Source organism: Enterobacter cloacae subsp. cloacae ATCC 13047 (assembly GCF_000025565.1).
Taxonomy (GTDB): domain Bacteria; phylum Pseudomonadota; class Gammaproteobacteria; order Enterobacterales; family Enterobacteriaceae; genus Enterobacter; species Enterobacter cloacae.
The window spans coordinates 4,449,334-4,474,282 of record NC_014121.1; the positions used below are offsets into that span (position 1 = coordinate 4,449,334).

Below are 24,949 nucleotides of genomic sequence, written 5' to 3' on the forward strand. Positions count from 1 at the left end.
GCTCATAATATTCACTCTAACTTCCGGTGATTTTCCCCCGGAACAGGTTCTTGCGCGGAGTTCTGTTGTGAAGTTCAACGATTCGTTACATGTCTCCCAGCTGCGGGTTGTGCTTCATCTCTGCGGGTTTCTGGTTCTTCTGTACAGCCTGTCTATGCTGCCGCCGATGGTTATCGCTCTGCTGAATAAAGAGCGAACCTATTTTGCTTTTTTGACCACCTTTTTGACCTTTTTCAGCCTCGGCGGCCTGGCCTGGCGGGCAACCCGTCACGCCGGTATACAGCTACGCACCCGCGACGGATTCGTGATTATCGTCCTGTTCTGGCTGCTGTTCTCATTAATCAGCGCCATGCCGCTCTGGATGGACGATGGCCTGCAACTCTCCTTTGCTGACGCACTTTTTGAAGGCGTTTCCGGGATCACCACCACGGGCGCAACGGTGATCGGCGACGTCAGCGCCCTGCCCAAATCGTACCTCTATTATCGCGCGCAGCTCAATTTCATTGGCGGGCTGGGCGTCATCGTGCTGGCCGTCGCAGTCCTGCCGCTGCTGGGCATCGGTGGTATGAAGCTGTACCAGTCAGAAATGCCCGGCCCGTTTAAAGAGGAGCGTCTGACGCCCCGGCTCGCCGATACCGCACGCACCCTGTGGGTCACCTATCTGGCACTGGGGATAACCTGCACGCTGGCGTACTGGCTGGCGGGGATGCCCTTTTTTGATGCCGTTTGTCACGGGCTCTCCACCGTATCCCTGGGCGGCTTTTCAACCCGCAGCGAGAGCATCGGTTTTTATGACAGCCACGCGATTGAGCTTGTCGCCGGCACCTTTTCGCTGCTTTCGGCGTTTAACTTTACCCTCTGGTATGTCGCCCTTGTCAGACGCACGCTGAAGCCGATTCGCCGCAGCCCGGAGGTGAGATTCTTTCTGGCCGCTGCCGCGGTGCTTATCGCCATTACCGCCTGGCAGGTCTGGCACGCGGGAATGTATAACCCTCTCGACAGCCTGGTGCACGCCTTCTTCCTGGCAAGCTCAATGATGACCGATAACGGCCTTTCAACGGCCGATTACGCCCACTGGCCTGCCCACACCATATTCCTGCTGCTGAGCGCCAGCTTCTTTGGTGGCTGCGTGGGTTCGACCTGCGGTGGGATTAAGGCCCTGCGTTTTCTGATGATGTTCAAGCAGAGTATCCAGGAGATGAATCAGCTGGCGCATCCGCGGGCGCTGCTGACCATCAAGGTTGGCAACAGCGTGGTGAATGAGCGCGTCCTGCGTTCGGTATGGAGCTTCTTCTTTCTCTACGTGATGATCACAGGCTTTTTCGTCTGGGCGCTCAATCTGATGGGCTATGACCTCTTTACATCATTTGCGACGGTGGCTGCCTGTATCAACAATATGGGGCTGGGCTTTGGCGAAACGGCATCAACCTTCGGGACGTTAAAGGAAGAGGCCAAGCTGTTGATGTGCGCAGCGATGATCTTAGGACGTCTGGAAATTTATCCGGTGTTGATCCTGTGCTCGCGCTTTTTCTGGCGGGCATAACGCATTCCCGGCGCACCGGGAATGATGTGCTTACGGCGCCGGGTTAACCAGCATTTGCCCTACGGAGCCCCTGTCCATCATCTCCAGCGTCTGGCTGTGGAACAGGAACGGGAAGTGCGGCCAGGAAGGCTGGCCGTAGTAGACAAGCAGTTCAACCTGACCATCCACCCAGACGGTGTCTTTCCAGCCCCTGTCTTCCGGGAACGGCATCGCGCCGTTCACGTTGCGGATCAGGAATGACACACCTTCAATATGGAACGACTGCGGCATGTCGGAGCGAACGGTCCAGCGCTCCCAGGTGCCCTGCTGCGCGGTAATGTCGATACGGTTAACGTCCCACAGCGCGCCGTTGATGCCCGGGTCGTCGCCGAGGCTGATATCACGGCTGCGTACCGGCGAACCGCTCATGATCTCCTGCGGCAGCAGGCGCATAGGCAGGCTGTCGGTCACCAGCGGCAGCAGACCGGTTGGGCGCAGGGTCAGCACCAGCGTGGAGACCAGAATGCTCGACGGCTCAAAGAAGCCACGAATGCGATCCACAATGCTCGCCGCTTCGCCGCAGGTCACCGAGACTTCATCGCCGTTGGTCATATCCACGAGGATTTCACGGCGTTCACCCGGGGCAAGCGCCAGCTGTTTAACGGACACCGGCGCGGGTAAAAAGCCCTGGTCGCCAGAGATCACATGCAGCGGGCGGCCATCGCTCATCTGCAACAGATAGCGGCGCGAGTTAGAGGCGTTCAGCAGACGCAGGCGAACCCAGCCGCGCGAGACTTCGACATAGGGACTTTGCGCGCCGTTGACCAGCAGCGTGTCGCCAACAAAGCCACCGCTGCCCGGCTCGCTGTATTCCGGTGTGCCAAAGTTATCCAGACGCTTGTCCTGGATAATGACCGGGAAATCATCCACGCCGTAGTGGTTTGGAATGGGCAGAGATTTACTGACCTCGTCTTCTATCAGCCACATCCCGGCCAGGCCGTTATAAACCTGCTGGGCAGTGCGGTTAGGGGTATTAGCGTGATACCACAGCGTCGCCGCGCTCTGACGGATTGGCAGTACGGGAGCCCAGTCGGCGTTAGGCGACATCATGCGCGCGGCCCCGCCAATCAACGGGCCGGGAACCTGCAACCCGCTGATGGTCATCGCCACATTTTCAGGCGTGCGGTTGCTGTAGATGAGCTTTACGTCATCGCCATTCCACACGCGGATGGTCGGCCCAAGGTAGCGCCCGTTAATGCCCCAGACTGGCGCGCGGGTTCCCTGGGTAAACGACCAGTGGCTTCGCTGTAGCGTCAGGAATAGCGGCTGCCCGCGACGGGATTCAATCAACGGCGGAATGGGCAGCGGCTGTTGCTGCCCGGCGGCGCTGGCTGTCAGCGGCATCGCACCCGCACAAAGGGCGATCCCTGAAGCCTGAATAAACTGACGCCGACTGAGTGACATATAAGCTCCATCTGAAACGACTAACAACGCGGGAATTCGTTTTCCCTTTTAACGCCGGATTAGATCTTCCCGGCAGCTTCTCTCTCTGCGACTTCTTTGTCGAGCTGAGCAATATGCTGAACCATCAGTTCACGGCAGTGCGCTGCCAGCTCGCGGACCTGATCTTTACCGTATTTGCTGGTATCGACCGGCGGCAGCATCTCGACAATCACCAGCCCGTTATTCAGGCGGTTAAGATTAATCTTATTCGATGTATTGGAAACACACACGGGAATAATTGGAACGCCCGCCGCAATTGCGGCATGAAACGCCCCGGTTTTAAACGGCAGCAGACCGCGACCGCGGCTGCGCGTGCCTTCCGGGAACATCCAGATAGAAATGCGGCGCTTTTTGAAGTGGTTCACCACTTCCGCAATGGTACCGTGCGCTTTTGCGCGGTTATTACGGTCAATCAGCAGGTTGCCCGTCAGCCAGTAGAGCTGGCCGAAAAAGGGGATCCACAGCAGGCTCTTCTTACCCACCGTCACGGTCGGCGGCAGCACGATGTTAGAGGCAGTCACCATATCGTAATTATTTTGATGGTTTGCGATATAGATGGCGTTACCGAAATTCTCCGCCCCTTCCGGCAGACGCTTTTCAACCTTCAGGCCAAACAGCGGCGCAAGACGACCAAACATGTGGCCGAAGGTGGCGACATGCTTCGGGTTACGCGGGCTGAACAGGCAATAGATGCAGCCGAAAACACAGACCAGAATGCAGTAGATAACGGTAAGAATAAGACGAACAATGTATAGCATAGCGACCTCTGAAGCCCTGACAGCTGACAATTATACTTCACCTGTGGCCAGGTAAGGACTTTATTACGAGCGCGTATTGTTAATCGCAACGCACGAATTAACAACGGTTTTACGGGAAATTTTATTGGATATCCCCCTCCGGAACAGAGGGGGATCGAAACGCGTTACTCTTCGCTGTCGCCCGCGTTGCTGCGTGCAGGAGAATCGATCTCCACGCGGTCGATACGCTGCAGGCCGCGCATCAGCGAACCGCGGCGTCCGCGCTCGCCCACCACCTTCTGCAACTCTTCCGGACGCAGCTTGATTTTACGCTTTCCGACATGAATGGTCAGCGTGCTCTGCGGCGGCAGAATGAAGAGATGCGCCAGGCCATCTTCACCTTTTGCGGCTTCCGCCGACGGGATGTTGATGATCTTATTGCCCTTCCCTTTTGACAACTCCGGCAGGTCGCTGACCGGGAACATCAGCATGCGCCCGGCAGACGTGATGGCCAGCAGCATGTCGCTCTCGTTCTCAACCACCAGCGGCGGCATAACATGTGCGTTATCCGGCAGGCTGATCATGGCTTTACCGGCACGGTTACGTGACACGAGATCGTTAAAGGTACAGATAAAACCGTAACCCGCATCTGAGGCCAACAGCAGTTTCTGGTCGTCGGCTTCCATCAGCATGTGGTCAACCGTCGCCCCCGGCGGCAGCGTCAGCTTGCCGGTCAGCGGTTCGCCCTGACCACGCGCGGAAGGCAGCGTGATCGGATCGATGGCGTAACTGCGGCCCGTGGAGTCAATAAACGCCACCGGCTGGTTGCTCTTGCCTTTCACGGCCGCCTTGAAGCTGTCGCCCGCTTTGTAGCTCAGCCCCGGCGCGTCGATATCATGGCCTTTGGCGCTACGCACCCAGCCGCTCTGGGACAGGACGATGGTGACCGGCTCTGAAGGCTGCATGTCATGCTCGTTCATCGCCTTCGCTTCTTCGCGCTCATGCAGCGGAGAACGGCGGTCGTCGCCGAAGGCATCGGCATCGGCCTGCAACTCTTTCTTCAGCAGGGTGTTCATTTTGCGTTCGGACGCAAGGATCGCCTGCAGCTGATCGCGCTCTTTTTCCAGCTCGTTCTGCTCACCGCGGATCTTCATCTCTTCCAGCTTAGCGAGATGGCGCAGCTTCAGTTCGAGGATCGCTTCAGCCTGGGTTTCACTGATACCAAAGCGCGACATTAATACGGGCTTCGGCTCGTCCTCGGTACGGATGATCTCAATGACTTCATCAATATTGAGGAACGCCACCAGCAAACCTTCGAGGATATGCAGGCGCTTAAGCACTTTCTCCAGACGGTGGTTCAGACGACGGCGCACCGTATCGCGACGGAAGGTCAGCCATTCGGAGAGGATCTCCAGCAGGTTTTTCACCGCCGGGCGTCCGTCCAGACCGATCATGTTCAGGTTGATGCGGTAGCTTTTTTCCAGGTCGGTGGTGGCGAACAGGTGGTTCATCACCTGCTCCATGTCCACGCGGTTAGAGCGCGGCACGATCACCAGACGGGTTGGGTTTTCGTGGTCGGATTCATCGCGCAGGTCGTCCACCATCGGCAGCTTTTTATTGCGCATCTGGGAGGCGATCTGCTCCAGCACCTTGGCACCAGAGACCTGATGCGGCAGCGCGGTGATCACTACGGCGCCATCCTCTTTGGTCCACACCGCGCGCATGCGCACGGAGCCACGGCCGTTCTGGTAGATTTTGCGGATTTCCGCACGCGAGGTGATGATCTCAGCTTCGGTCGGGAAGTCCGGCCCCTGAACGATATCCAGCAGCTCGTCCAGCGAGGTTTTCGGCTGTTCAATCAGGGTGATGGCGGCTTTCGCCACTTCACGCAGGTTGTGTGGCGGGATGTCTGTCGCCATACCGACCGCGATACCGGTGGTGCCGTTCAGCAGGATATTCGGCAGACGCGCAGGCAGCATTTTCGGCTCCTGCAGCGTGCCGTCGAAGTTTGGCACCCAGTCCACCGTCCCCTGGCCGAGTTCGCCCAGCAGCACTTCGGCATATTTAGACAGGCGGGATTCGGTATAACGCATCGCCGCGAAGGATTTCGGATCGTCCGGTGCCCCCCAGTTCCCCTGACCGTCCACCAGCGGGTAACGATAAGAGAACGGCTGGGCCATCAGCACCATCGCTTCATAGCAGGCGCTGTCGCCGTGCGGATGATATTTACCCAGTACGTCACCGACGGTACGGGCGGATTTCTTGAACTTGGCGGTGGCGTTCAGCCCCAGCTCGGACATCGCATAGACGATGCGACGCTGAACGGGCTTCAGGCCATCCCCGATAAACGGCAATGCCCTGTCCATGATGACGTACATGGAGTAGTTCAGGTAGGCGTTTTCCGTGAATTCATGTAGCGCGAGGCGCTCTGCCATATCGCTCATTACGTGTGATTCCTCAACTCAGAAACCGATGGGTTTCAGGCAATATTGCCGCAGATACTACCCTATCTGGCGAGTTGAGTCACAAAGAAAAAGGGCCGGATAAGCGGCCCTTTCTGGGTTATTTCGTCAGCTTGATAACCTGCTTCACGTCGATTTCAAATTCGTTCCAGTCTTTATCGACCTTACCCTGCAGCTCGACTTTATCTTGCGGGGACACGGTCACACCGTTCCAGCGCTTATGATCAATCTCAACCACCACCGTGCCGGTCTCGTCGCGGAAGGTGTAGCGGTCATCGGACAGGCGTTCGGTGATGTTCCCGCGCAGCTTCACCCAGGCGTCGTCCTTCAGGTCTTTGACTTTCGCGGCCGTTGTCAGGTTGGCGTTGTTATCAACAAAACCGCCTGCCTGCGTCTGAGTCTGGGGTTGGGTAGCTGATGGGCCCGTAAAACCGCCCTGAGCAGCGAAGACCGGTGCGGTGGTCATCATCATGATAGCAGCCATTGCAGCGAATTTTTTCATATTCATCTCTCCCTTTAATGTGGTGTCGCAATCCATTAAACAGGGTAATCCTTAACAACTTCTTAAGGGGAAAATTTATATTTTTTTACTGTACAGCAGGCGGATCCAGAGGGTTTACTGACGCCATCAAGGAGGGGATATGCGCATATTACTGGTAGAAGACGACAAGCTGATTGGTGATGGCATCAAAGCGGGCTTAAGCAAAATGGGCTTCAGCGTGGACTGGTTCACCGACGGAAAAACCGGCCAGGCGGCGCTCTGTTCTGCCCCTTACGATGCGGTGGTGCTTGACCTGACGCTACCGGAGATCGACGGTCTGGCGATCTTGCGCGCCTGGCGCGAAAGCGGGCGCAGCGAGCCGGTGCTTATCCTGACCGCGCGGGATGCGCTGAATCAGCGCGTCGAGGGGCTACGCCTGGGGGCCGATGATTATCTCTGCAAACCCTTCGCGCTGATCGAAGTGGCCGCCCGCCTTGAGGCGCTGGTGCGTCGCAGCCACGGTCAGACGCGCAGCGAGCTGCGTCACGGCAAAGTGACGCTCGACCCGACGAGCCTTATTGCCACGCTGGAGGGGGAAACGCTGGCCCTCAAGCCCAAAGAGTTCGCCCTGCTGGAGTTACTGATGCGCAATGCGGGCCGCGTCCTGCCGCGTAAAGCGATCGAAGAGAAGCTCTATACGTGGGACGATGACGTCTCCAGTAACGCCGTGGAAGTTCACGTCCATCATCTGCGGCGTAAGCTGGGCAGCGAGTTTATCCGCACGGTTCATGGCATCGGCTATACCCTGGGTGACGCATGAAACTGAGCCTGAAACTCCGTCTGACGCTTCTTTTTCTGCTGCTGTCGCTGACGGCCTGGTTTGCCGCAAGCCTTGTCGCCTGGCAGCAGACGACCCACAAGCTCGATAAGCTGTTTGATACCCAACAGATGCTGTTTGCTAAACGGCTGCTGACGATGGATCTGGATGAAATACGCGCTCCGGAGCGGATGCGCGAGATCCCCAAAAAAGTGAAGCACGGTCGCCTGGACGACGATGCTCTGGCCTTCGCCATTTACGCTACCGACGGCACGATGATCCTCAATGACGGGGAAAACGGCCGCGACATCCCGTATCACTATCGCCGCGATGGGTTTGATGACGGCAGGCTCAAAGACGACAACGATGACTGGCGTTTCTTATGGCTGTCCTCGCCGGACGGGAAGTACCGCGTGGTGGTCGGTCAGGAGTGGGAATACCGGCAGGAGATGGCGCTGGATGTGGTCAGCTCGCAGCTGACGCCGTGGCTGGTGGCGCTACCGGTGATGCTGCTGTTGCTGATTGTCCTGCTGAGCCGGGAGCTTAAGCCATTGAAAAAACTGGCGCAGACGTTGCGCCTGCGCTCGCCGGATGCCACCGACACCCTGCCGACACAGGGCGTGCCATCAGAAGTACGCCCCCTTCTGGACTCCCTGAACCACCTCTTTACCCGAACCCAGGAGATGATGAGCCGCGAGCGCCGCTTTACCTCCGATGCCGCCCACGAATTACGTAGCCCGCTGGCGGCCCTGAAGGTGCAAACCGACGTGGCGCAACTCTCTCTGGACGACCCGCAGGCGCAGGAAAAAGCGCTCTCGCAGCTCCACGCGGGGATCGACCGGGCATCCCGGCTGGTGGATCAACTCCTCACTCTCTCGCGTCTGGATTCTCTGGAAAATCTCGACGATGTCGAACCGATAAAGATGGCCGATTTACTGCAATCAGCGGTTCTGGACATCTGGCATCCGGCGCAGCAGGCGGGTATCGACCTTCGCCTGAACATCAACGCCCCGCAGGCTGAACGCACGGGTCAACCGCTGCTGTTGAGCCTGCTGGTGCGTAACCTGCTGGATAACGCCGTTCGTTACAGCCCGCGCGGCAGCGTGGTTGAGGTTACGCTGGACGCCCGTTGCTTCTCCATACGCGACAACGGACCAGGGATCGCCCCCGAGGCGTTGGCCCGTATTGGCGAGCGTTTTTATCGTCCACCCGGCCAGGATGCCACGGGCAGCGGGCTGGGATTATCGATTGTAAAACGCATTGCTGCCCTGCACGGTATGCATGTTTCACTGGATAATGCTGCGGAAGGCGGCGTTGACGTAAAGGTGTGCTGGTAAGGGATTATTGCATTTAACGCAAAAGACTTTGCACATTTTGCTCATTTTACCGTATCGCCCTCGCGCGTAGAATACTCGCCATACTCTCATCGACGAGGACAAATAATGAGCAACATTCTGATTATCAACGGTGCGAAAGAATTCGCCCACTCTAAAGGCCAGTTGAATGACACCCTGACCGAGGTCGCGGACGGCTTCCTGCGCGACGCCGGGCATGATGTTAAGGTTGTGCGCGCAGACAGCCATTACGACGTGAAAGCCGAAGTGCAGAACTTCCTGTGGGCTGACGTGGTTATCTGGCAGATGCCGGGCTGGTGGATGGGCGCACCGTGGACCGTGAAAAAATACATGGATGACGTGTTCACTGAGGGCCACGGTTCACTGTATGCCAGCGACGGCCGTACCCGTTCAGACGCGTCTAAAAAATATGGCTCAGGCGGCCTGATTCAGGGTAAGAAATATATGCTCTCCCTGACCTGGAACGCCCCGCTGGACGCGTTCACCGATAAAGATCAGTTCTTTGAAGGCGTAGGGGTAGACGGCGCATACCTGCCGTTCCACAAGGCTAACCAGTTCCTCGGCATGGACCCGCTGCCGACCTTTATCGTCAACGACGTGATTAAAATGCCTGACGTCCCGCGCTATATCGCAGAATATCGCAAGCATCTGGCTGAAATTTTTGCTTAACTGGTAACCTGGAATTAGAAGGAGTTAATTATGCTTACCGTTATTGCTGAAATCCGTACGCGTCCTGGCCAACATCACCGCCAGGCGGTGCTGGATCAGTTCGCGAAAATTATCCCAACCGTACTGCAAGAAGAAGGCTGCCACGGCTATGCGCCGATGGTTGACGCCGCAACCAACGCCAGCTTCCAGGCCACCGCGCCGGACTCCATCATCATGGTTGAGCAGTGGGAAACCGTGGCGCATCTCGAAGCGCACCTGCAGACAGCACACATGAAAGCGTGGAGCGATGCGGTAAAAGGTGACGTGCTGGAAACCCACATCCGTATTCTGGAGCAAGGGGTGTAAAACCTGCCTTCCCTCTCCTTTCGGAGAGGGAAATATCTCTGACCTGCTATGCTTATTCTGACTTCATGATTAACAGGAGGATGGAATGGGACTTTTTAACTTCGTAAAAGAAGCAGGCGAAAAGCTGTGGGACAACCTGACCGATCATAAAGGCCAGAGCGACAAAATCACCGAGCACCTCAAGAAACTCAACATTCCCGGCGCGGATAAAGTGCAGGTCAACGTTACCGACGGTAAAGCCAGCGTAACGGGCGACGGGCTGACCCAAGAGCAGAAAGAAAAAATCCAGGTCGCCGTCGGCAATATTGCGGGCGTCAGCGAGGTGGAAAACAACATCACCGCCACTGATGCCAAAGATGAAGCCACCTACTATACGGTGAAATCAGGCGACACCCTCAGCGCCATCTCCAAAACCGTTTACGGGGATGCCAACCAGTACAACAAGATTTTTGAAGCGAACCGCCCGATGCTCTCCAGCCCGGACAAGATTTATCCCGGCCAGACGCTGCGTATTCCTAAGGCGTAACCCACACGTCGGGGGCGCGCCCCCGACCTTTTACCAGTACGGCTTCCAGCTCTGGGTGAACCGCACCAGCGCCTCAACGTAGAAGTAATCGCCCCAGCTCGCACACTCATCCACGCCTTTGTTGCTCGCCAGGTGATAGACAGCGTGCTTAAGCAGCCCGTTCCCCTTCTCGTCTTTGCCCATCAGATAGTGCTTTGTCAGTGACGACATAATCCCTTTAGCCCAGTCCAGATAACGTTCACGATCCGGATCCGTGACCGGCAACTGTTTTACCAGCTCCAGCAGCCCGCAGACGGCAATGGCCGCCGAGGAGGAATCCCGCAGCGCATCTGTCCCCAGCAGCGCCAGATCCCAGTGGCAGACATAATCCTCCGGCAGACGATTAAGAAAGTAGTTTGCCAGGCGTTTTGACAGCGCAATCATCGTCTTATCGCCGGTATAGAGATAGCTCAGCATAAAACCGTAGATCCCCCACGCCTGCCCGCGGGACCAGCAGGAGTCGTCCGCGTATCCTTGCTGCGTGTTGCCGTAACGAGGCGCGCCGGTAACCACATCCATGTAGTAGGTGTGGAACGTCGAGGCATCTTCACGAATCAGGTACCTGGCGGCCTGCATCACGTGGGCTTTTGCGGCGTCAGCAAAGCGCGCGTCGCCGGTTTGTTCCGTCGCCCAGTAGAGCAGCGGCAGATTCATGTTGCAGTCGATTATCATCCGTCCGGCCTGCTCCGGGTCTGACAGATCGCCCCAGGCCTGAATAATCTTCGCCTTCGGGTGAAAGCGCTCCAGCAGGGCTTCAGCCGCCAGCAGGGCGAACCCGCGCGCCTCGCGGTTGCCGGTCAGTCGCCAGGCCGCCACGCAGGAGAGCGTATACAGGAACCCCAAATCATGAGTGTTGGTATCATTACGCCCGGCGATGCGCAGGCCAAACGAGCGCACGTGTTTTTCAGCCATCTCGCGGAACGTTGTCTCACCGCTCATCTCCCACGCCAGCCATAGCTGACCGGTCCAGAAGCTGGTGGTCCACTCCACATTCTCCGTCAGCGGATAAACCCCGTTCTGGCAGGTTTCTGCCGGGAATCGGTCACCGAACGCCACCAAATGACGGCTAATCAGCTCAAGCACGTGGCTGCGGGCAGAGCTGAGTTCATCACGTAATGTCCGCGATTCAACGGGGACAGGAATAGCCTGCAGGTGTTCCTCTTTGATACGACTTAACATGTTTCGGGTCCTTTAAATTACCGGGATGAGGGTTCTGCTGCGTTCAGCGAGCGGGTACCGCGCCATTTGCTCTGGCAGGCGGATAACGTAAAGGCAGAGATAAACGTAAAGGTCAGCGCCGTGGCTCCCATAATGATATAGGTGTGCTCAAAGCCGATGCGGTCATACAGATAGCCGGCAGGCGAAGAGACAACCACGTTGCCCACGTAGAGCATGGCCTGATAGCCCAGCAGATACATGGTGGCGTTAACGCGTTTATCGAAATGCTCAGCAATATATTTAAAGACCGATACCAGCAGCAGACATATTTCCAGGCCATACAGCGGTTTCAGTACGGAAATTAACAGATGGGAATCGCACAGGCCGGAAATAATCAGTCGCGCACCAACCACCAGCCCGACAATTAACAGTCCACGCTTGGCACCAATACTATTCACCAACAGCGGGATCACCATATACATCACAAATTCCATACCCGACTGTACGGTTCCCAGATAACCGAACACCGCGTTACCCTGGTGAATATCATCAAAGAACGTGACGAAATAGCGTGAGAACTGCTGCTCGGCAATAAACATCATCCACGCCACGCCCGCCACATACAGGCAGAACGCCCAGAACTTGCGGTTACGCAGCAGGGCATAGACATCCGCAGGGGCGATTTTCTCTTTGGTCAGCACCTCGCTGGCGTGAGCGGAGTTAGTGTTCACTTTCAGGCTCACAAGGACGATCAGCATGATGATGGATGCGACGCTGCCCAGAATAAAGTTATACGCCGGTGAGAGATTAAACAGCAGACCGGAGAACGAGGACGCCACGGCCCAGCCAAGCGATCCCCACATGCGAATTTGCCCGAACTCCATACCGTTTAAACGGCTAAATCGGTCAGAATAGGATTCACACGCCGCCACGCCCGCGTACCAGGCAAAACTTAAATAGAGCGCGCCAATGATGATCCCCACCAGGGTATTGGACATCAGCAGCGGCTGGTAAACATAAATAAAGAACGGCGCCATCAGTGCGGACATGGCAACCACAAAATAGAGCAGGTATTTACTCATGCCGATCTTATCGAGAATATAGCCGTAGATCGGTTTAAGAATGACTGAGAAGATACCGTTGACCGCAAAGACAGTGCCAATTACCGAGCCGCTGAGATTCGCCTTTTGGCCGAGCCAGATGGCTAATAGCCCAATACTGGCGGACCAGGTAAAGAAATAGAGAAATATAAAGCTGCTGATTTTGTAATATTCGGTTCTATTCGTTGTAGATGCACTTTTCATATCATCCTCGCCGACGTGTAGGGTCAGATTTTTTATAATGTGAACGACAGCTTACGTTCGCCTCCGGGTTCGCGGATCGCGACCTGGTCAGGGGTCATCTTCAGTTCAGGTGCCAATGCCGCGGGGGGTTTCTCGCTGGCCACGACGGCGCAACAGAGCCAGCTCTCTCCCTGAGGGAGATCGGTTTTTAACAGCGGAATGGATGCGCATTCCGGGAACATAATGTTGCTGTTCGGCGGCGTGACGATGCTGTCTGGCTCCCGGGCAATGACCGGGGAGAGATCGACAATCATGCTGCTGCCGTTGCTGGCCGTCAGGTAACAGCCACGCTCATGAATGTGGTGTTCGGTTTTCATCACCGCAAAACCGCCCTCCACTGCCTGAAGGGTGCGAGCGCTGTTAATGCGGTGCAGACGCACGTGCCACTCGCCAAAGGGAATTTGCCAGGTTTCGACATGGACATCATGCCAGGGTGACCAGCGTGAATAGAGGTAGTTCTCATCCACCCGCACCTCCGCGCATTCACGACGCCCGCGGAAGTAGTTATCCCCCTCCGCCAGCAGTAACATCGAGTCGCAGGCGGCATGTTTCAGGCCAAAGCGCCCCCGTTCGAGGGTGAAGCCAAAGCGGCTTGAGTACGCAAATTTGGTGTATTTGGCTTCGGTGTTGACGTAGTTATTCAGCTCAAGCTGACCGGCAGTGAGCATCGTGACGTGCTGTGAGTTATCCGCATGCATCAGGATGTGCTGCGCTGGGTGGATCACACGTTTTTCCGCCAGCGAGGGGAGCGGCTGCTCTTCTGCCTGCCAGAACGGGTGTGACTCCGGCAAGGCCAGAATCAGGTACGTTTTCAGCGCCCAGTACGGTGAGCCGGGGGCGTTATAATCCTCGCACATCACCAGGTTGGGATAAGTAAAACCGAGGGTCAAAATACCGTCGCGATCGGTCATCGGCTGCCGCTGCCACCAGCGAAGATGGCGCAGCACAATGCCCTTCACGATGCCCGGCGAGAAGACATTCAGCCCGGAAAAGGCCACGGCGCTCCAGAAAGCGACCATCGCGAAGCGATAGGTAAGGCTCCGGCCAAACGGTACCGACGCGCCGTCGGCGGCAGACCAGTAAATAAAATCTTCGGCAAACTGACGGGCACGCTCACGTAACACCTCCGCCCTTTTTTCATCACCGCTGAGGGTGGCATAAATCAGGCCGTAGAAGTGGAACGCCATTGAGATGTAGTAATCCTTCGGGCGGCCCGGACCGTCAGAATACCAGCCGTCACCCAGATAATACGCCTCCATCATCGCAAACCGACGGTCGATGGCGCGCGGATCATGCGGCAGCCCGGCACATTTGAAGCCAAGCTGCACCATAATCGCGAAGTAGTTCCAGTTGCTGTCCGGCATCTGCGCATCGGTGATCTGGTTGAGCCACGTGTGCAGGTTCATTACCTCACGTTCGCTGAAGCGGCGGGTGAGCTTATCCCCCAGCAGCGCCAGCCCCAGGCCATAAGCCGCCATCTCCACCAGACGCTGGTCGTACGGGCCGGTTTCCCCCCAATAGCCCGGGCTCTGCGGATCGGTGCCGAGCTTAATGGCGGTCAGGTACTTCTCACTAAACGGCTCGTCCCCGCCGCCCGCCATCAGCGGAAACAGCCCCCACAGCGCACGGGATAGCCCTTCCATCTGCGCAATCTCCGTGGGGTAGTGCGCACAGGTTTCTCCCAGCGAGAACCGGGAACAATCCTGCGGAAAGGACTTATCCAGCGCGCCCAGCAGGTCATGTAACGACGCCACCACCTCCTGGCGCGAAGACAATGGATTTGATTTTTTAGACATACGCTCGCCCTCGTCATCAACTGCGACGAAGGATAGTGAATCCGCAAGGGGGATAAATGTTAGCCACGTCACAGCCGTGAAGGCTAAATAAACCTCCAGTTGAGAAAATTTAAAAAGGTGGTTTATAACGAGAAGATAACGGCAGAAAATTGAGTTTTATTGCACTATGCGCGACACGCCCACCTCCGACCGGCTGGAACTGATCACCTTAAATGACACCGTCGTGTCATTCAGCCGTCTGTTTGCCAATACCGTGCGTTATCATCACTGGCATCAGTGTCTGGAGATTCTGTATGTAGAAGAAGGATTTGGCGTCGCCATTGTCGATAACCGTCACTACACCATGCGCCCCGGGCGGCTGTTTTTCTTTCCGCCGTTTACCCTGCATAAAGTGAGGGTGGATGAGCAGGCAGAAGCGATTTACCGACGTACCATTATTCATCTCGACCCTCACGCGGTGCTCACAGCCCTGCGCGATTTTCCCCACACGCAGCAGCGGCTGCAGAAACTTTCTGCCCGCGGCGCGGGAGCGTGGGTCGCCGATCTGGCGCACTGCCATCACCATGTCGATCATCTGCTCGGCTGTTACCCGTCGCCTTTAACCCGCGAGGGAATAGCCGCGCTGTTGATTGGTTTATTCGCCATGCTCCCGGACGATAATGCCCGTGCGCCGGGCAGTAGCCTTGGGCTCGCCAGCCAGGTGATGTTCTGGCTGGACGAACATTACCAGGAGAAATTTCGCCTGGATGCACTGGCAGAAACGCTGGGGAAATCCCGCAGCTACGTATCGCGAAAATTCCATGCGGAAACGGGCGAGAAGATCCATGACTATCTGAATACGTTAAGGCTGCGCAAGGCCTGCGAGCACCTGCTGCACAGCGAGGCGAGCGTACGCGAGATTGCCACGCAGGTGGGATTTTCCGACGTGACGTGGTTTATCAGCGCGTTTAAGAAGGGGATTGGCGAGACGCCGTTGCAGTACCGGAAGAACCATGCTGACCGATAAACGACGTGAGCGCCCGGCATGCTTTAACCGCTCTTCTTCCCCGGCTTTAACCCACGATGAAACTCGTTGATGCGCTTCATGGATTTGATGGTGCGCTGCGGCTCGGTGGAGGCGACGGACAAAATAATCATCTCCAGGCACAGCAGCACCGTACCGTGCAGCGGGATTTTGCCCTTTTCTCCGCCGCGCGGCACATGGATCACCACGCTGGCCTCTTTGCTGAAGCGTGAGTCCAGGGCGTTGGTCAGCAAAATCGTCGGGATCCCCAGACGTTTGGCTTCCCGCAGCGTGGTTTGTCCTTCCCGGTGTGCAGATTTTTGCGCCATCATCACCAGCACATCGCCGCGCTGGAGCGCAATCAGCTGTTCGGCAAGACCTATCCCGGTGCGGTTGAGCGGCATGGCGGGGAGCCCCATCCGGCTGAATAATCTGGCGGTGTACTCGGCCAGAATGCCGGAGGCACCAATGCCGAAGATCGCCACCTGCCTGGCCTGTGCCAGCAGCGACACCGCCTGCGCCATCGCATAACGGTTGTGCGGTTGCGACAAGACCTCACAGGTGTGCTGATGCCCTTCCAGCACAAAATCGATGCTCGCGTTGACGTCGCTGGTGAGCGTGTTAACCGTCGAGGAGATCTTTTCGCTGGACGTCACCACCGGACCAAACCACTGCTCCAGCGTCTGCTTCAGATCGCGCAGCCCGGCAAAACCCAGCGCCTGGATCGCGCGCACCACGGTGGCGTCCGAGGTTTTTAGCAGCGTGGCGATCTCCATTGCCGTCTGCTCCATCACCGCTTCCCGGTTCTCGTTGATGTAGCGCGCCACCTGCAGCAGACGCGGCGTCAGGTGATGCGCACGTGCGCGAAAGCGCTCCCCGTAAACATCCACGCGCCCTTTCTCTTTACGGATCACGGTGATACCTCCGGCAATGGCCGCCCGGCAATCTGCGACTGTACCTGCGCGGCCATCAGCCCTAAAGAGGCGAAGGAGTTCGAAATGGCCTCTTCGCGTGAAATCAGCACGTAGTGGCCGGTCCGACAGGCGTTCAGGAACTGGCACCAGCCCGGCATCACCGCCTCCATCGCCGCCAGCTCGTCCTGCGGTTTACCCCCGGTGTCGCCGCGCCAGGTGGCAAAGACAAAATCGGCGTCCAGCTCCGGCAGACGTTCGGCGCTGACGTCAATCCGTCCCCCTTCCGGGATATTCTCAATCAGCGGCGGGAAGGTAAATCCGGCGTCACGCAGCACGCGGCCTAAAGAGTGGTAGCTGTGCATGGCATTGATTTTTCCCTGGTTAGCCTGAATCACCGACACGGTGATTTTGCGCGTATCGATGGTCGCCTTCAGCGCCTTGATTTGTTCCTGATAGCGGCGCTCCAGGATTTTCAGCCGCGCCTGCGTACCGGTGAGCTGCGCCAGCTTGCGGTAGATCTCCGGTGCACCGCCGTCGAGATGGTCGATACTCACCGTCGGGGCAATCTTCTCCAGCTGTTCCACCGGCGTGTTGCGGGTCGGCTCGGTGATGATCAGATCGGGTTTGGCGGCGGCAATGGCTTCAATGTCGATATCCGCCGTGCCGATGAATTTGATGTCGGAATTATCGAAATCCACCCCCGTCAGCATGCCGCTGGCGCGCAGAAAATGGCTGCCGTCCGGGCGCGTGCGGCCGTGGCTGGCGACGGGCGGTACGCCAAGCTCAATCAGTGGAATGGTGATATCCAGGTCGTGCAGCGAGACGATCCGCTTCGGGTGAAGCGGCACCTCCACCTTACGCCCGAGATCGTCAGTGAACGTCTGCGTCGGCTCTGCCGCACCCACCGCAAACCCTATCAGCAACAGCATCGAAACAAATACGCGCATCATAGTCCTCTAAAATCTGTCCCGACGCTGCCAGAGCAGCAGCAGGAAAAACGGTCCGCCAATCAGTGAAATCACAATCCCCGCCGGTAACTGCAACGGCAGGAATGCCAGCCGCCCGACGGTATCCGCCAGCAGCACCAGCAGCGCCCCCAGCACGGCACTGCCCATCAACAACGCGGTTTGCCCACCGCGCATCACCAGACGCGCCATATGCGGCGCAATCAGCCCCACAAAACCAATACTCCCCACGCAGGAGACACAGGCCGCCGTTAACACCACCGGCGCGAGAACGCGCAGTAGCGCTAATCGTGCGGTGCGAACCCCGAGCCCCGTTGCGGCGTGGTTACCCAGCAATGCCACGTCAGCCGCGCGGGCAGTAAAGAGCAGCAGCGCAAACGCCGGGGCCGCCCAGGCTGCGGCGATACCGACCAGCGTCCAGTTTGCCGCGTGCAGGCTCCCTGCCAGCCACAGCATCGCCGTCTGCACATCGCGCACGTCGGCGGTGGTCATAAAGATCCCCATTGCCGCAGAGAAGGCCCATGACACGCCAATCCCAATCAGAATAAAACGCGGACGCGAGATATCGCGGGCCAGCGCCACCACCAGCAGCGCGGTAATGAGACCACCGGCCATCCCGACCAGCGGACGCCAGGCCAGCCCCAGCGCAGGGAACTGAAAAATCAGCAGCAGTACCGCCGCGCTGCAGCCCTCTTTCACACCAATAAGCCCCGGATCGGCCAGGCCATTGCGGGTGATGGACTGCATCGCCGCTCCCGCCATGCCCAGCATCGCGCCGCTTAAAAATGGCCATCAGCAGCCGTGGCAGGCGGATATCCATCACGATATAGCGCGCATCGGCCTCCAGGGGTTCTCCGGAGAACAGCGCGCGCCCGATGGCGGAAGTGGGAATGGGAAGCGAACCGTGCGTCAGGCCAAACCCCAGCAGGAGAATGCCCATTAGAGCGATAAGCGTAACGCGCACCACTGCCGCCGGGCGTACCTGCCCGGAAAACGGCCCGACACGCCATGCACGCAGCCCGGCCCGGCTCATTTGAACATCCTCGATGCCATCAGGATAAAGAGAGGAGCCCCCACCAGCGCGGTCATGATCCCGGTCGCCAGCTCATACGGCGTAAACAGCGTACGGGCCGCGATATCCGCCAGCAGTAACACCAGCGCCCCGCACAGGGCAGAAAGCGGCACCATCACGCGTAAGTCCACCGACACCAGACGGCGGATCAGCTGTGGCACGACCAGGCCAATAAAACCAATTGGTCCGGCAATGGAGACGGCTGCGCCGCAAAGCAGCGCAATCGCCAGCAGAGCCAAAAGCCGAGTTTTGAGCAGCGACACGCCCAGCCCCTGCGCCATCCGGTCGCCCAGAGCCAGCATATTGAGCGACGGCGACAGCCAGAGCGCCAGAGCGAACCCCACAGCGGCAACCCAGGATGCGCTGCGAACGATCTCCGCCTTAAGGCCGGCAAGATCTCCCGCCAGCCAGGTGCGCATGGCAAGCAGCGTCTGTTCATCCAGAATCAGCACCGTGGCGGTAATCGACGACGCAAACGCCGACATCGCCACGCCGCATAAGGTAATTTTCATTGGCGTGAGGCCGGTTCGCCCTAAAGAGGAGAACGTCAGCACCAGCATAAACAGCGCGGCGGCACCGACAGCGGCAATCAGCGGGCGGCCAAACGGCAAGATAAACCCAAGCGCGCTGGTCAGCACCACGGCCAGCGCCGCCCCCGCGTTAAGCCCCAGAATATGCGGCTCGCCCAGCGGGTTACGGATCACCGACTGTAACAACACGCCCGCCACGCCCAGCGCCGCCCCGGTGACCATGGCGGCAGCCAGCCGTATCAGGCGTAATCTGACAATCACGTTGTGATCGAAATTGCGCGGGTCGAAATGAAGCAAGGCCTGCACCACCGTCTGGGGAGCAATGACACGCGCACCGATACCCAGGTGGGCAATCGCGCCCATCACCAGCAGCAAGGCAAACAGCAGGAAAGCCAGTGACGTTCGCATCATGATTTTTCCGCCGCCTGGCGGAATGGCATAAAGAACGGCTTACCGGTCAGCGGATTAACCGACATATGGACATCGACATCAAACACCGCTTTGATGAGTTCCGGCGTGCAGACGTCGCCTTCATGCAATACCCCCTCGACTTTGCCCTGGCGTAAAAAGACCAGGGAATCGCCATAGTTGACGGCGAAGTTGAGATCGTGGAGCACCACCACCACCGTACGGCCATGCTGGCGGGTCAGGGTATGCAGCAACTCGAGGATCTCCACCTGATAGCGGAGATCGAGAAAGGTTGTCGGTTCATCCAGCAGGATATAGGGCGTTTGCTGCGCCAGGGCCATTGCGATCCAGCAGCGCTGGCGCTGGCCGCCGGAGAGGCTTTCGACGGGCTGATGTGCAAACTCTGCCGTACCGGTCAGGTGCAGAGCCTCTTCAACGGCCTGCTCGTCTTCATCGCTCCACTGGCGCATAAAATTTTGCCAGGGAAAACGGCCGCGTGATATCAGCTCAAACACGGTCAGCCCTTCCGGCAGCAGCGGAGATTGCGGCAGGATCCCCAGCTGGCGGGCTACCGCTCTGGTTGGTTGCTCGTGAATGGCTTTGCCATCAAGCAGTGCGGCCCCGCCAAGTGGTTGCAGCAGACGCGCGATAGTGCTCAGCAGCGTGGATTTTCCACAGCCGTTCGCCCCTACCAGCACGGTCATTTTCTGCCGGGGGATCGCAAGGGAGATATCATCGACGATGATTTTTTTCTGGTAGCCCGCGGAGAGGTTCTCCAGAACCAGCCCCGGTTTATGGGTGTTGTGCGCCACGTGAATGCCAACTTAATAAAAAACGAACAAATAAAAATAAAACTCATTCTCTTTTGAGAGTTTGCCGCTGCGCCATGTAGTAGTCAAGGGGATAAACACCCTGATAAAGCCAGGGTTAAATAACAGGTACTACAGCAGCGGTGTTATTTTTTTAATAAATATTTTCAACAAGTTATATGCGCTTCGTTTGTCTCAAAACGGGAGAGTTCAGGCTGTAGCCGATTTTTGCTTTTTTCCATTTACTACTACATTGCCGCATGATTGAATGATTCTCAATTACATGTTCGATGCCACACGGCTAACGAGCAGACAATTAAGGGCAATGACTCATACATTCTTCCGCGCCCTTCATGCGCGGGATCTTTTGGGAAAACAGATGTAATGGCTACGTTCACACCTTCTCTCTCTGGGGTAAAAGGGCGCGCGCTCTTTTCACTGCTGTTTATGGCACCGCTGGTGCAGGCGGCCGACACCGCAACGGCTAACGACGGCGAAACGCTGACCGTCACCGCCGATCCCCATGCCGTGGCTGAGGCCACAACCGGCTATCAGCCGCTTAACACCTCCACCGCCACGCTAACCAACATGCCGATGCTGGATATTCCGCAGGTGGTGAATACCGTCAGTGATAAAGTGCTGGAAGATCAGCACGCTACTTCGCTTGATGAAGCCCTTTATAACGTCAGCAACGTGGTGCAGACCAACACCCTGGGCGGTACGCAGGATGCGTTTGTGCGCCGGGGATTTGGCGCGAACCGCGACGGGTCAATAATGACCAACGGTCTGCGCACGGTGCTGCCGCGCAGCTTTAATGCCGCGACCGAGCGCGTGGAGGTGCTGAAAGGGCCGGCCTCGACGCTGTATGGCATTCTCGATCCTGGCGGCCTGATCAACGTGGTTACCAAACGCCCGGAAACCCGCTTCGGCGGCTCAATTTCCGCTACCTCCTCAAGCTTTGGCGGCGGCACCGGGCAGATTGATGTCACCGGCCCGATTGACGGCACGCGGCTGGCGTATCGCCTGACGGGCGAGTATCAGGATGAAGATTACTGGCGTAATTTTGGCAACGAGCGCAGCACCTTTATCGCCCCGTCGTTGACCTGGTTTGGTGATGATGCCACCGTGACCGTGCTCTATTCACATCGCGACTATAAAACGCCGTTCGATCGAGGAACCATTTTCGATCTCAGCACCAAACAACCGGTAAACGTAGATCGTAAAACCCGCTTTGACGAGCCGTTTAACGTTACCGACGGGCAGTCCGATCTGGCGCAGCTTAACGCCGAATACCGTCTTAACAGCCAGTGGACCGCAAAGTTTGACTACAGCTTTAGCCAGGATAAATACAGTGATAACCAGGCGCGCGTGATGGCCTATGACGCCAAAACGGGTAACCTGACCCGCCGCGTGGATGCCACCCAGGGCTCGACTCAGCGTATGCACAGTACGCGTGCGGATCTGCAGGGGAACGTAGATATCGCGGGCTTTTACAATGAGATCCTGACCGGTGTGTCGTATGAGAATTACGATCTGCTGCGTACGGACATGATGCGCTGTAAGAACGTTAAAGATTTCAATATCTACCATCCGACCTACGGCAATCTCAGCAAATGCACCACCGTCTCCGCCGCTGATAGCGACCAGACGCTCAAACAAGAAAGCTACTCCGCCTACGCGCAGGACGCCCTGTATCTCACCGATAAATGGATTGCCGTTGCCGGGCTGCGTTACCAGTATTACACCCAGTATGCGGGCAAGGGCCGCCCGTTCAATGTGAATACCGACAGCCGCGATGAACAGTGGACACCGAAGCTGGGGCTGGTCTACAAGCTCACGCCATCCGTCTCGCTGTTTGCTAACTATTCCCAGACGTTTATGCCGCAATCATCCATTGCGAGCTACATTGGTGACCTGCCGCCGGAAACGTCAAATGCTTACGAAGTGGGGGCTAAATTTGACCTGTTCGATGGCATTACCGCCAATATCGCGCTGTTTGATATTCACAAGCGCAACGTGCTGTACAACGAAAGCGTGGGGGGTGAAACCATCGCCAAAACCGCTGGCCGCGTACGCTCGCAGGGTGTGGAGGTGGATCTTGCCGGATCGCTGACTGAGAATACCAATATTATCGCCAGCTACGGCTACACCGACGCCAAAGTGCTGGAAGATCCAGGCTACGCGGGTAAGCCCCTGCCAAACGTGCCGCGTCATACCGGTTCCCTGTTCCTGACTTACGACATTCATAACGCGATCGGCGGGAATACCCTGACGCTTGGCGGCGGTGGGCACGGCGTGAGCCGTCGTTCAGCGACCAACGGTGCGGATTATTATTTACCGGGATACTTTGTTGCCGATGCCTTTGTGGCCTACAAAATGAAGCTGCAGTATCCGGTGACGCTGCAGGTGAACGTGAAGAACCTGTTTGATAAAACCTACTACACCTCGTCCATTGCGACCAACAACCTGGGCAACCAGATTGGCGACCCGCGCGAAGTGCAGTTTACGGTGAAGATGGCGTTTTGATGTAAAAAAGCCCGGTGGCGCTAGCGCTTACCGGGCCTACGATTGCTATGGCTGAGGCATCAGGCCTCAATATCCGCCATATCGCCTTTCTCCTGCAGCCAGTTGCGTCGGTCTTCCGAGCGTTTTTTGGCCAGCAGCATATCCATCATGGCGTTGGTTTGCTGTTCATCTTCATCGCTGATGGTCAGTTGAACCAGACGACGAGTGTTAGGATCCAGCGTGGTTTCGCGCAGCTGCATTGGGTTCATCTCGCCCAGCCCTTTAAAGCGCTGAACGTTTGGTTTGCCCTTCTTGCGCTTGAGCTGCTCCAGCACACCCGCTTTCTCTTCTTCCGTCAGCGCGTAGTACACCTCTTTGCCGAGATCGATACGGTAGAGCGGCGGCAGCGCGACGTAGACGTGGCCGTTTTTCACCAGCGTGCGGAAGTGCTTCACGAACAGTGCGCACAACAGCGTGGCGATGTGCAGACCATCGGAGTCCGCATCCGCGAGGATACAGATCTTGCCGTAGCGCAGCTGGCTAAGATCTTCGCTGTCCGGATCGATACCGATCGCAACAGAGATATCATGCACTTCCTGCGAGGCCAGCACTTCATCGGACGAGACTTCCCAGGTATTCAGGATCTTACCTTTAAGCGGCATGATCGCCTGGTATTCACGGTCGCGCGCCTGCTTGGCCGATCCCCCTGCCGAGTCCCCTTCCACCAGGAACAGCTCGGTACGGTTAAGATCCTGCGCGGTACAGTCCGCCAGTTTGCCCGGCAGCGCAGGGCCGCTGGTGAGTTTTTTACGTACCACTTTCTTCGCCGCACGCAGACGACGCTGCGCGCTGGAGATCGCCATTTCCGCCAGCATCTCTGCAGCCTGAACGTTCTGGTTCAGCCACAGGGTGAAGGCATCTTTGACCACGCCGGAAACAAAGGCCGCGCACTGACGCGAGGAGAGACGCTCTTTGGTTTGCCCGGCAAACTGCGGATCCTGCATCTTCACGGAAAGCACGTAGGCGCAGCGATCCCAGATGTCTTCCGCCGACAGCTTCACGCCGCGCGGCAGAATGTTGCGGTATTCGCAGAATTCACGCATCGCATCCAGCAGACCCTGACGCAGCCCGTTAACGTGCGTACCGCCGAGCATGGTTGGGATCAGGTTGACGTAACTTTCGGTCAGCAGCTCACCGCCTTCCGGCAGCCACAGCAGCGCCCAGTCCACCGCTTCGGTGTCACCAGTGAAATTACCGACGAACGGTTTTTCCGGCAGCGTCGGCAGGCCGTTTACCGCTTCGCACAGGTAGTCGTTCAGACCGTCGGCATAGCACCAGCTCTGCTCGGTATTGTTAACGTTGTCCTTAAACGTGATTTCCACGCCAGGGCACAGCACCGCTTTGGCTTTCAGCAGGTGCGTCAGGCGAGAAACGGAGAAACGTGGGCTGTCGAAGAAGCTTTCGTCAGGCCAGAAGTGGACGCTGGTGCCGGTGTTGCGTTTACCGCACGTGCCGACAACCTGCAGATCCTGCACTTTCTCGCCGTTTTCAAACGCGATGTTATACACCTGGCCGTCGCGGCGAACGTTTACTTCCACGCGCTTAGACAGGGCGTTAACCACGGAGATCCCCACGCCGTGCAAACCACCGGAGAACTGGTAGTTCTTGTTGGAGAACTTACCGCCCGCATGCAGTCGGCAGAGGATCAGCTCAACGGCCGGTACGCCCTCTTCCGGGTGGATATCCACCGGCATGCCGCGACCGTCGTCGATAACTTCCAGCGACTGATCGGCATGCAGGATAACGTCGACACGTTTGGCATGGCCTGCCAGCGCTTCGTCGACACTGTTATCAATAACTTCCTGGCCCAGATGGTTTGGGCGCGTCGTATCGGTGTACATCCCCGGGCGGCGGCGAACCGGCTCAAGCCCGGTGAGTACCTCAATGGCATCAGCGTTATAGGTTTGCGTCATGATTTAAACTAGCAATT

Annotated in this window: 20 protein-coding genes and 1 pseudogene; 8 read left to right on the forward strand and 13 right to left on the reverse strand. The window is 57.5% G+C overall.

Annotated elements, in window-relative coordinates:
* Window positions 1-67: 67 nt before the first annotated feature.
* Window positions 68-1,543: a TrkH family potassium uptake protein gene (locus tag ECL_RS21630; protein ID WP_013098720.1), complete on the forward strand. Its 1,476-nt coding sequence runs from the start codon at window positions 68-70 to the stop codon at window positions 1,541-1,543.
* Between the two features lie 30 nt (window positions 1,544-1,573).
* On the opposite strand, the gene ftsP is transcribed toward ECL_RS21630, so the two are convergent.
* The 4 genes from ftsP to ECL_RS21650 form a co-directional block, all read right to left on the reverse strand.
* A complete protein-coding gene (gene ftsP, locus ECL_RS21635; protein WP_013098721.1) occupies window positions 1,574-2,986 on the reverse strand; it encodes a cell division protein FtsP in 1,413 nt (470 codons plus the stop codon).
* 59 nt (window positions 2,987-3,045) lie between these two features.
* Window positions 3,046-3,783: a 1-acylglycerol-3-phosphate O-acyltransferase gene (gene plsC / locus ECL_RS21640; protein ID WP_013098722.1), complete on the reverse strand. Its 738-nt coding sequence runs from the start codon at window positions 3,781-3,783 to the stop codon at window positions 3,046-3,048.
* 164 nt (window positions 3,784-3,947) lie between these two features.
* On the reverse strand, window positions 3,948-6,206 hold the full coding sequence (parC, locus tag ECL_RS21645; RefSeq protein WP_013098723.1) for a DNA topoisomerase IV subunit A: 2,259 nt from the start codon (window positions 6,204-6,206) through the stop codon (window positions 3,948-3,950).
* 118 nt (window positions 6,207-6,324) lie between these two features.
* Entirely contained in the window at window positions 6,325-6,726 is a 402-nt protein-coding gene (locus ECL_RS21650; RefSeq protein WP_020689494.1) for a YgiW/YdeI family stress tolerance OB fold protein, read from the reverse strand.
* 139 nt (window positions 6,727-6,865) lie between these two features.
* Between ECL_RS21650 and qseB the strand changes: the two genes are divergently transcribed.
* The 5 genes from qseB (at window position 6,866) to lysM (ending at window position 10,417) form a co-directional block, all read left to right on the forward strand.
* Window positions 6,866-7,525: a quorum sensing response regulator transcription factor QseB gene (qseB, locus tag ECL_RS21655; RefSeq protein WP_013098725.1), complete on the forward strand. Its 660-nt coding sequence runs from the start codon at window positions 6,866-6,868 to the stop codon at window positions 7,523-7,525.
* Window positions 7,522-8,859, forward strand: a complete 1,338-nt coding sequence (gene qseC, locus ECL_RS21660) for a quorum sensing histidine kinase QseC (protein ID WP_013098726.1) — start codon at window positions 7,522-7,524, stop codon at window positions 8,857-8,859. The genes qseB and qseC overlap by 4 nt, the downstream gene beginning before the upstream one ends.
* A gap of 105 nt (window positions 8,860-8,964) precedes the next feature.
* Window positions 8,965-9,546, forward strand: a complete 582-nt coding sequence (locus tag ECL_RS21665) for an NAD(P)H-dependent oxidoreductase (protein WP_013098727.1) — start codon at window positions 8,965-8,967, stop codon at window positions 9,544-9,546.
* Between the two features lie 30 nt (window positions 9,547-9,576).
* On the forward strand, window positions 9,577-9,891 hold the full coding sequence (locus ECL_RS21670) for a putative quinol monooxygenase (protein ID WP_013098728.1): 315 nt from the start codon (window positions 9,577-9,579) through the stop codon (window positions 9,889-9,891).
* Between the two features lie 85 nt (window positions 9,892-9,976).
* The gene (lysM, locus tag ECL_RS21675) at window positions 9,977-10,417 is read left to right on the forward strand and encodes a peptidoglycan-binding protein LysM (protein WP_013098729.1); all 441 of its coding nucleotides are present in this window, start codon (window positions 9,977-9,979) and stop codon (window positions 10,415-10,417) included.
* A 30-nt stretch (window positions 10,418-10,447) separates the two neighbouring features.
* Here the strand turns inward: lysM and ECL_RS21680 are convergent, their stop codons facing one another.
* Genes ECL_RS21680 through ECL_RS21690 form a run of 3 tightly spaced genes read right to left on the reverse strand, consistent with a single transcriptional unit; the run spans window position 10,448 to window position 14,753 of the window.
* Entirely contained in the window at window positions 10,448-11,635 is a 1,188-nt protein-coding gene (locus ECL_RS21680; RefSeq protein ID WP_013098730.1) for a glycoside hydrolase family 88 protein, read from the reverse strand.
* Window positions 11,636-11,652: 17 nt separating this feature from the next.
* Window positions 11,653-12,918, reverse strand: coding sequence for an oligosaccharide MFS transporter (locus tag ECL_RS21685; protein WP_013098731.1), 1,266 nt, complete (start codon window positions 12,916-12,918; stop codon window positions 11,653-11,655).
* Between the two features lie 32 nt (window positions 12,919-12,950).
* Entirely contained in the window at window positions 12,951-14,753 is a 1,803-nt protein-coding gene (locus ECL_RS21690; protein WP_013098732.1) for a DUF2264 domain-containing protein, read from the reverse strand.
* Window positions 14,754-14,919: 166 nt separating this feature from the next.
* Here ECL_RS21690 and ECL_RS21695 point away from each other — a divergent pair, with 166 nt between their 5' ends.
* Entirely contained in the window at window positions 14,920-15,759 is an 840-nt protein-coding gene (locus tag ECL_RS21695) for a helix-turn-helix transcriptional regulator (RefSeq protein WP_013098733.1), read from the forward strand.
* A 23-nt stretch (window positions 15,760-15,782) separates the two neighbouring features.
* On the opposite strand, the gene ECL_RS21700 is transcribed toward ECL_RS21695, so the two are convergent.
* The 5 genes and pseudogenes from ECL_RS21700 to ECL_RS21720 form a co-directional block, all read right to left on the reverse strand.
* Entirely contained in the window at window positions 15,783-16,670 is an 888-nt protein-coding gene (locus ECL_RS21700; protein ID WP_013098734.1) for a MurR/RpiR family transcriptional regulator, read from the reverse strand.
* Window positions 16,667-17,617, reverse strand: a complete 951-nt coding sequence (locus tag ECL_RS21705) for an iron-siderophore ABC transporter substrate-binding protein (protein ID WP_013098735.1) — start codon at window positions 17,615-17,617, stop codon at window positions 16,667-16,669. Before ECL_RS21705 ends, ECL_RS21700 begins: the two co-directional genes overlap by 4 nt.
* Before the next feature lie 9 nt (window positions 17,618-17,626).
* Window positions 17,627-18,668, reverse strand: a pseudogene (locus ECL_RS21710) (FecCD family ABC transporter permease).
* Window positions 18,665-19,648 (reverse strand): FecCD family ABC transporter permease, encoded by a 984-nt coding sequence (locus ECL_RS21715; protein ID WP_013098737.1) that lies wholly within the window; start codon window positions 19,646-19,648, stop codon window positions 18,665-18,667. The pseudogene ECL_RS21710 and the gene ECL_RS21715 overlap by 4 nt, the downstream one beginning before the upstream one ends.
* Window positions 19,645-20,457, reverse strand: coding sequence for an ABC transporter ATP-binding protein (locus tag ECL_RS21720; RefSeq protein WP_013098738.1), 813 nt, complete (start codon window positions 20,455-20,457; stop codon window positions 19,645-19,647). Before ECL_RS21720 ends, ECL_RS21715 begins: the two co-directional genes overlap by 4 nt.
* A gap of 381 nt (window positions 20,458-20,838) precedes the next feature.
* Here ECL_RS21720 and ECL_RS21725 point away from each other — a divergent pair, with 381 nt between their 5' ends.
* Window positions 20,839-22,980, forward strand: a complete 2,142-nt coding sequence (locus ECL_RS21725) for a TonB-dependent siderophore receptor (RefSeq protein ID WP_013098739.1) — start codon at window positions 20,839-20,841, stop codon at window positions 22,978-22,980.
* Between the two features lie 59 nt (window positions 22,981-23,039).
* Here the strand turns inward: ECL_RS21725 and parE are convergent, their stop codons facing one another.
* Window positions 23,040-24,932 carry a DNA topoisomerase IV subunit B gene (gene parE, locus ECL_RS21730; protein WP_013098740.1) on the reverse strand — a complete coding sequence of 631 codons (1,893 nt, stop codon included), beginning with the start codon at window positions 24,930-24,932 and terminating at the stop codon, window positions 23,040-23,042.
* Window positions 24,933-24,949 lie beyond the last annotated feature (17 nt).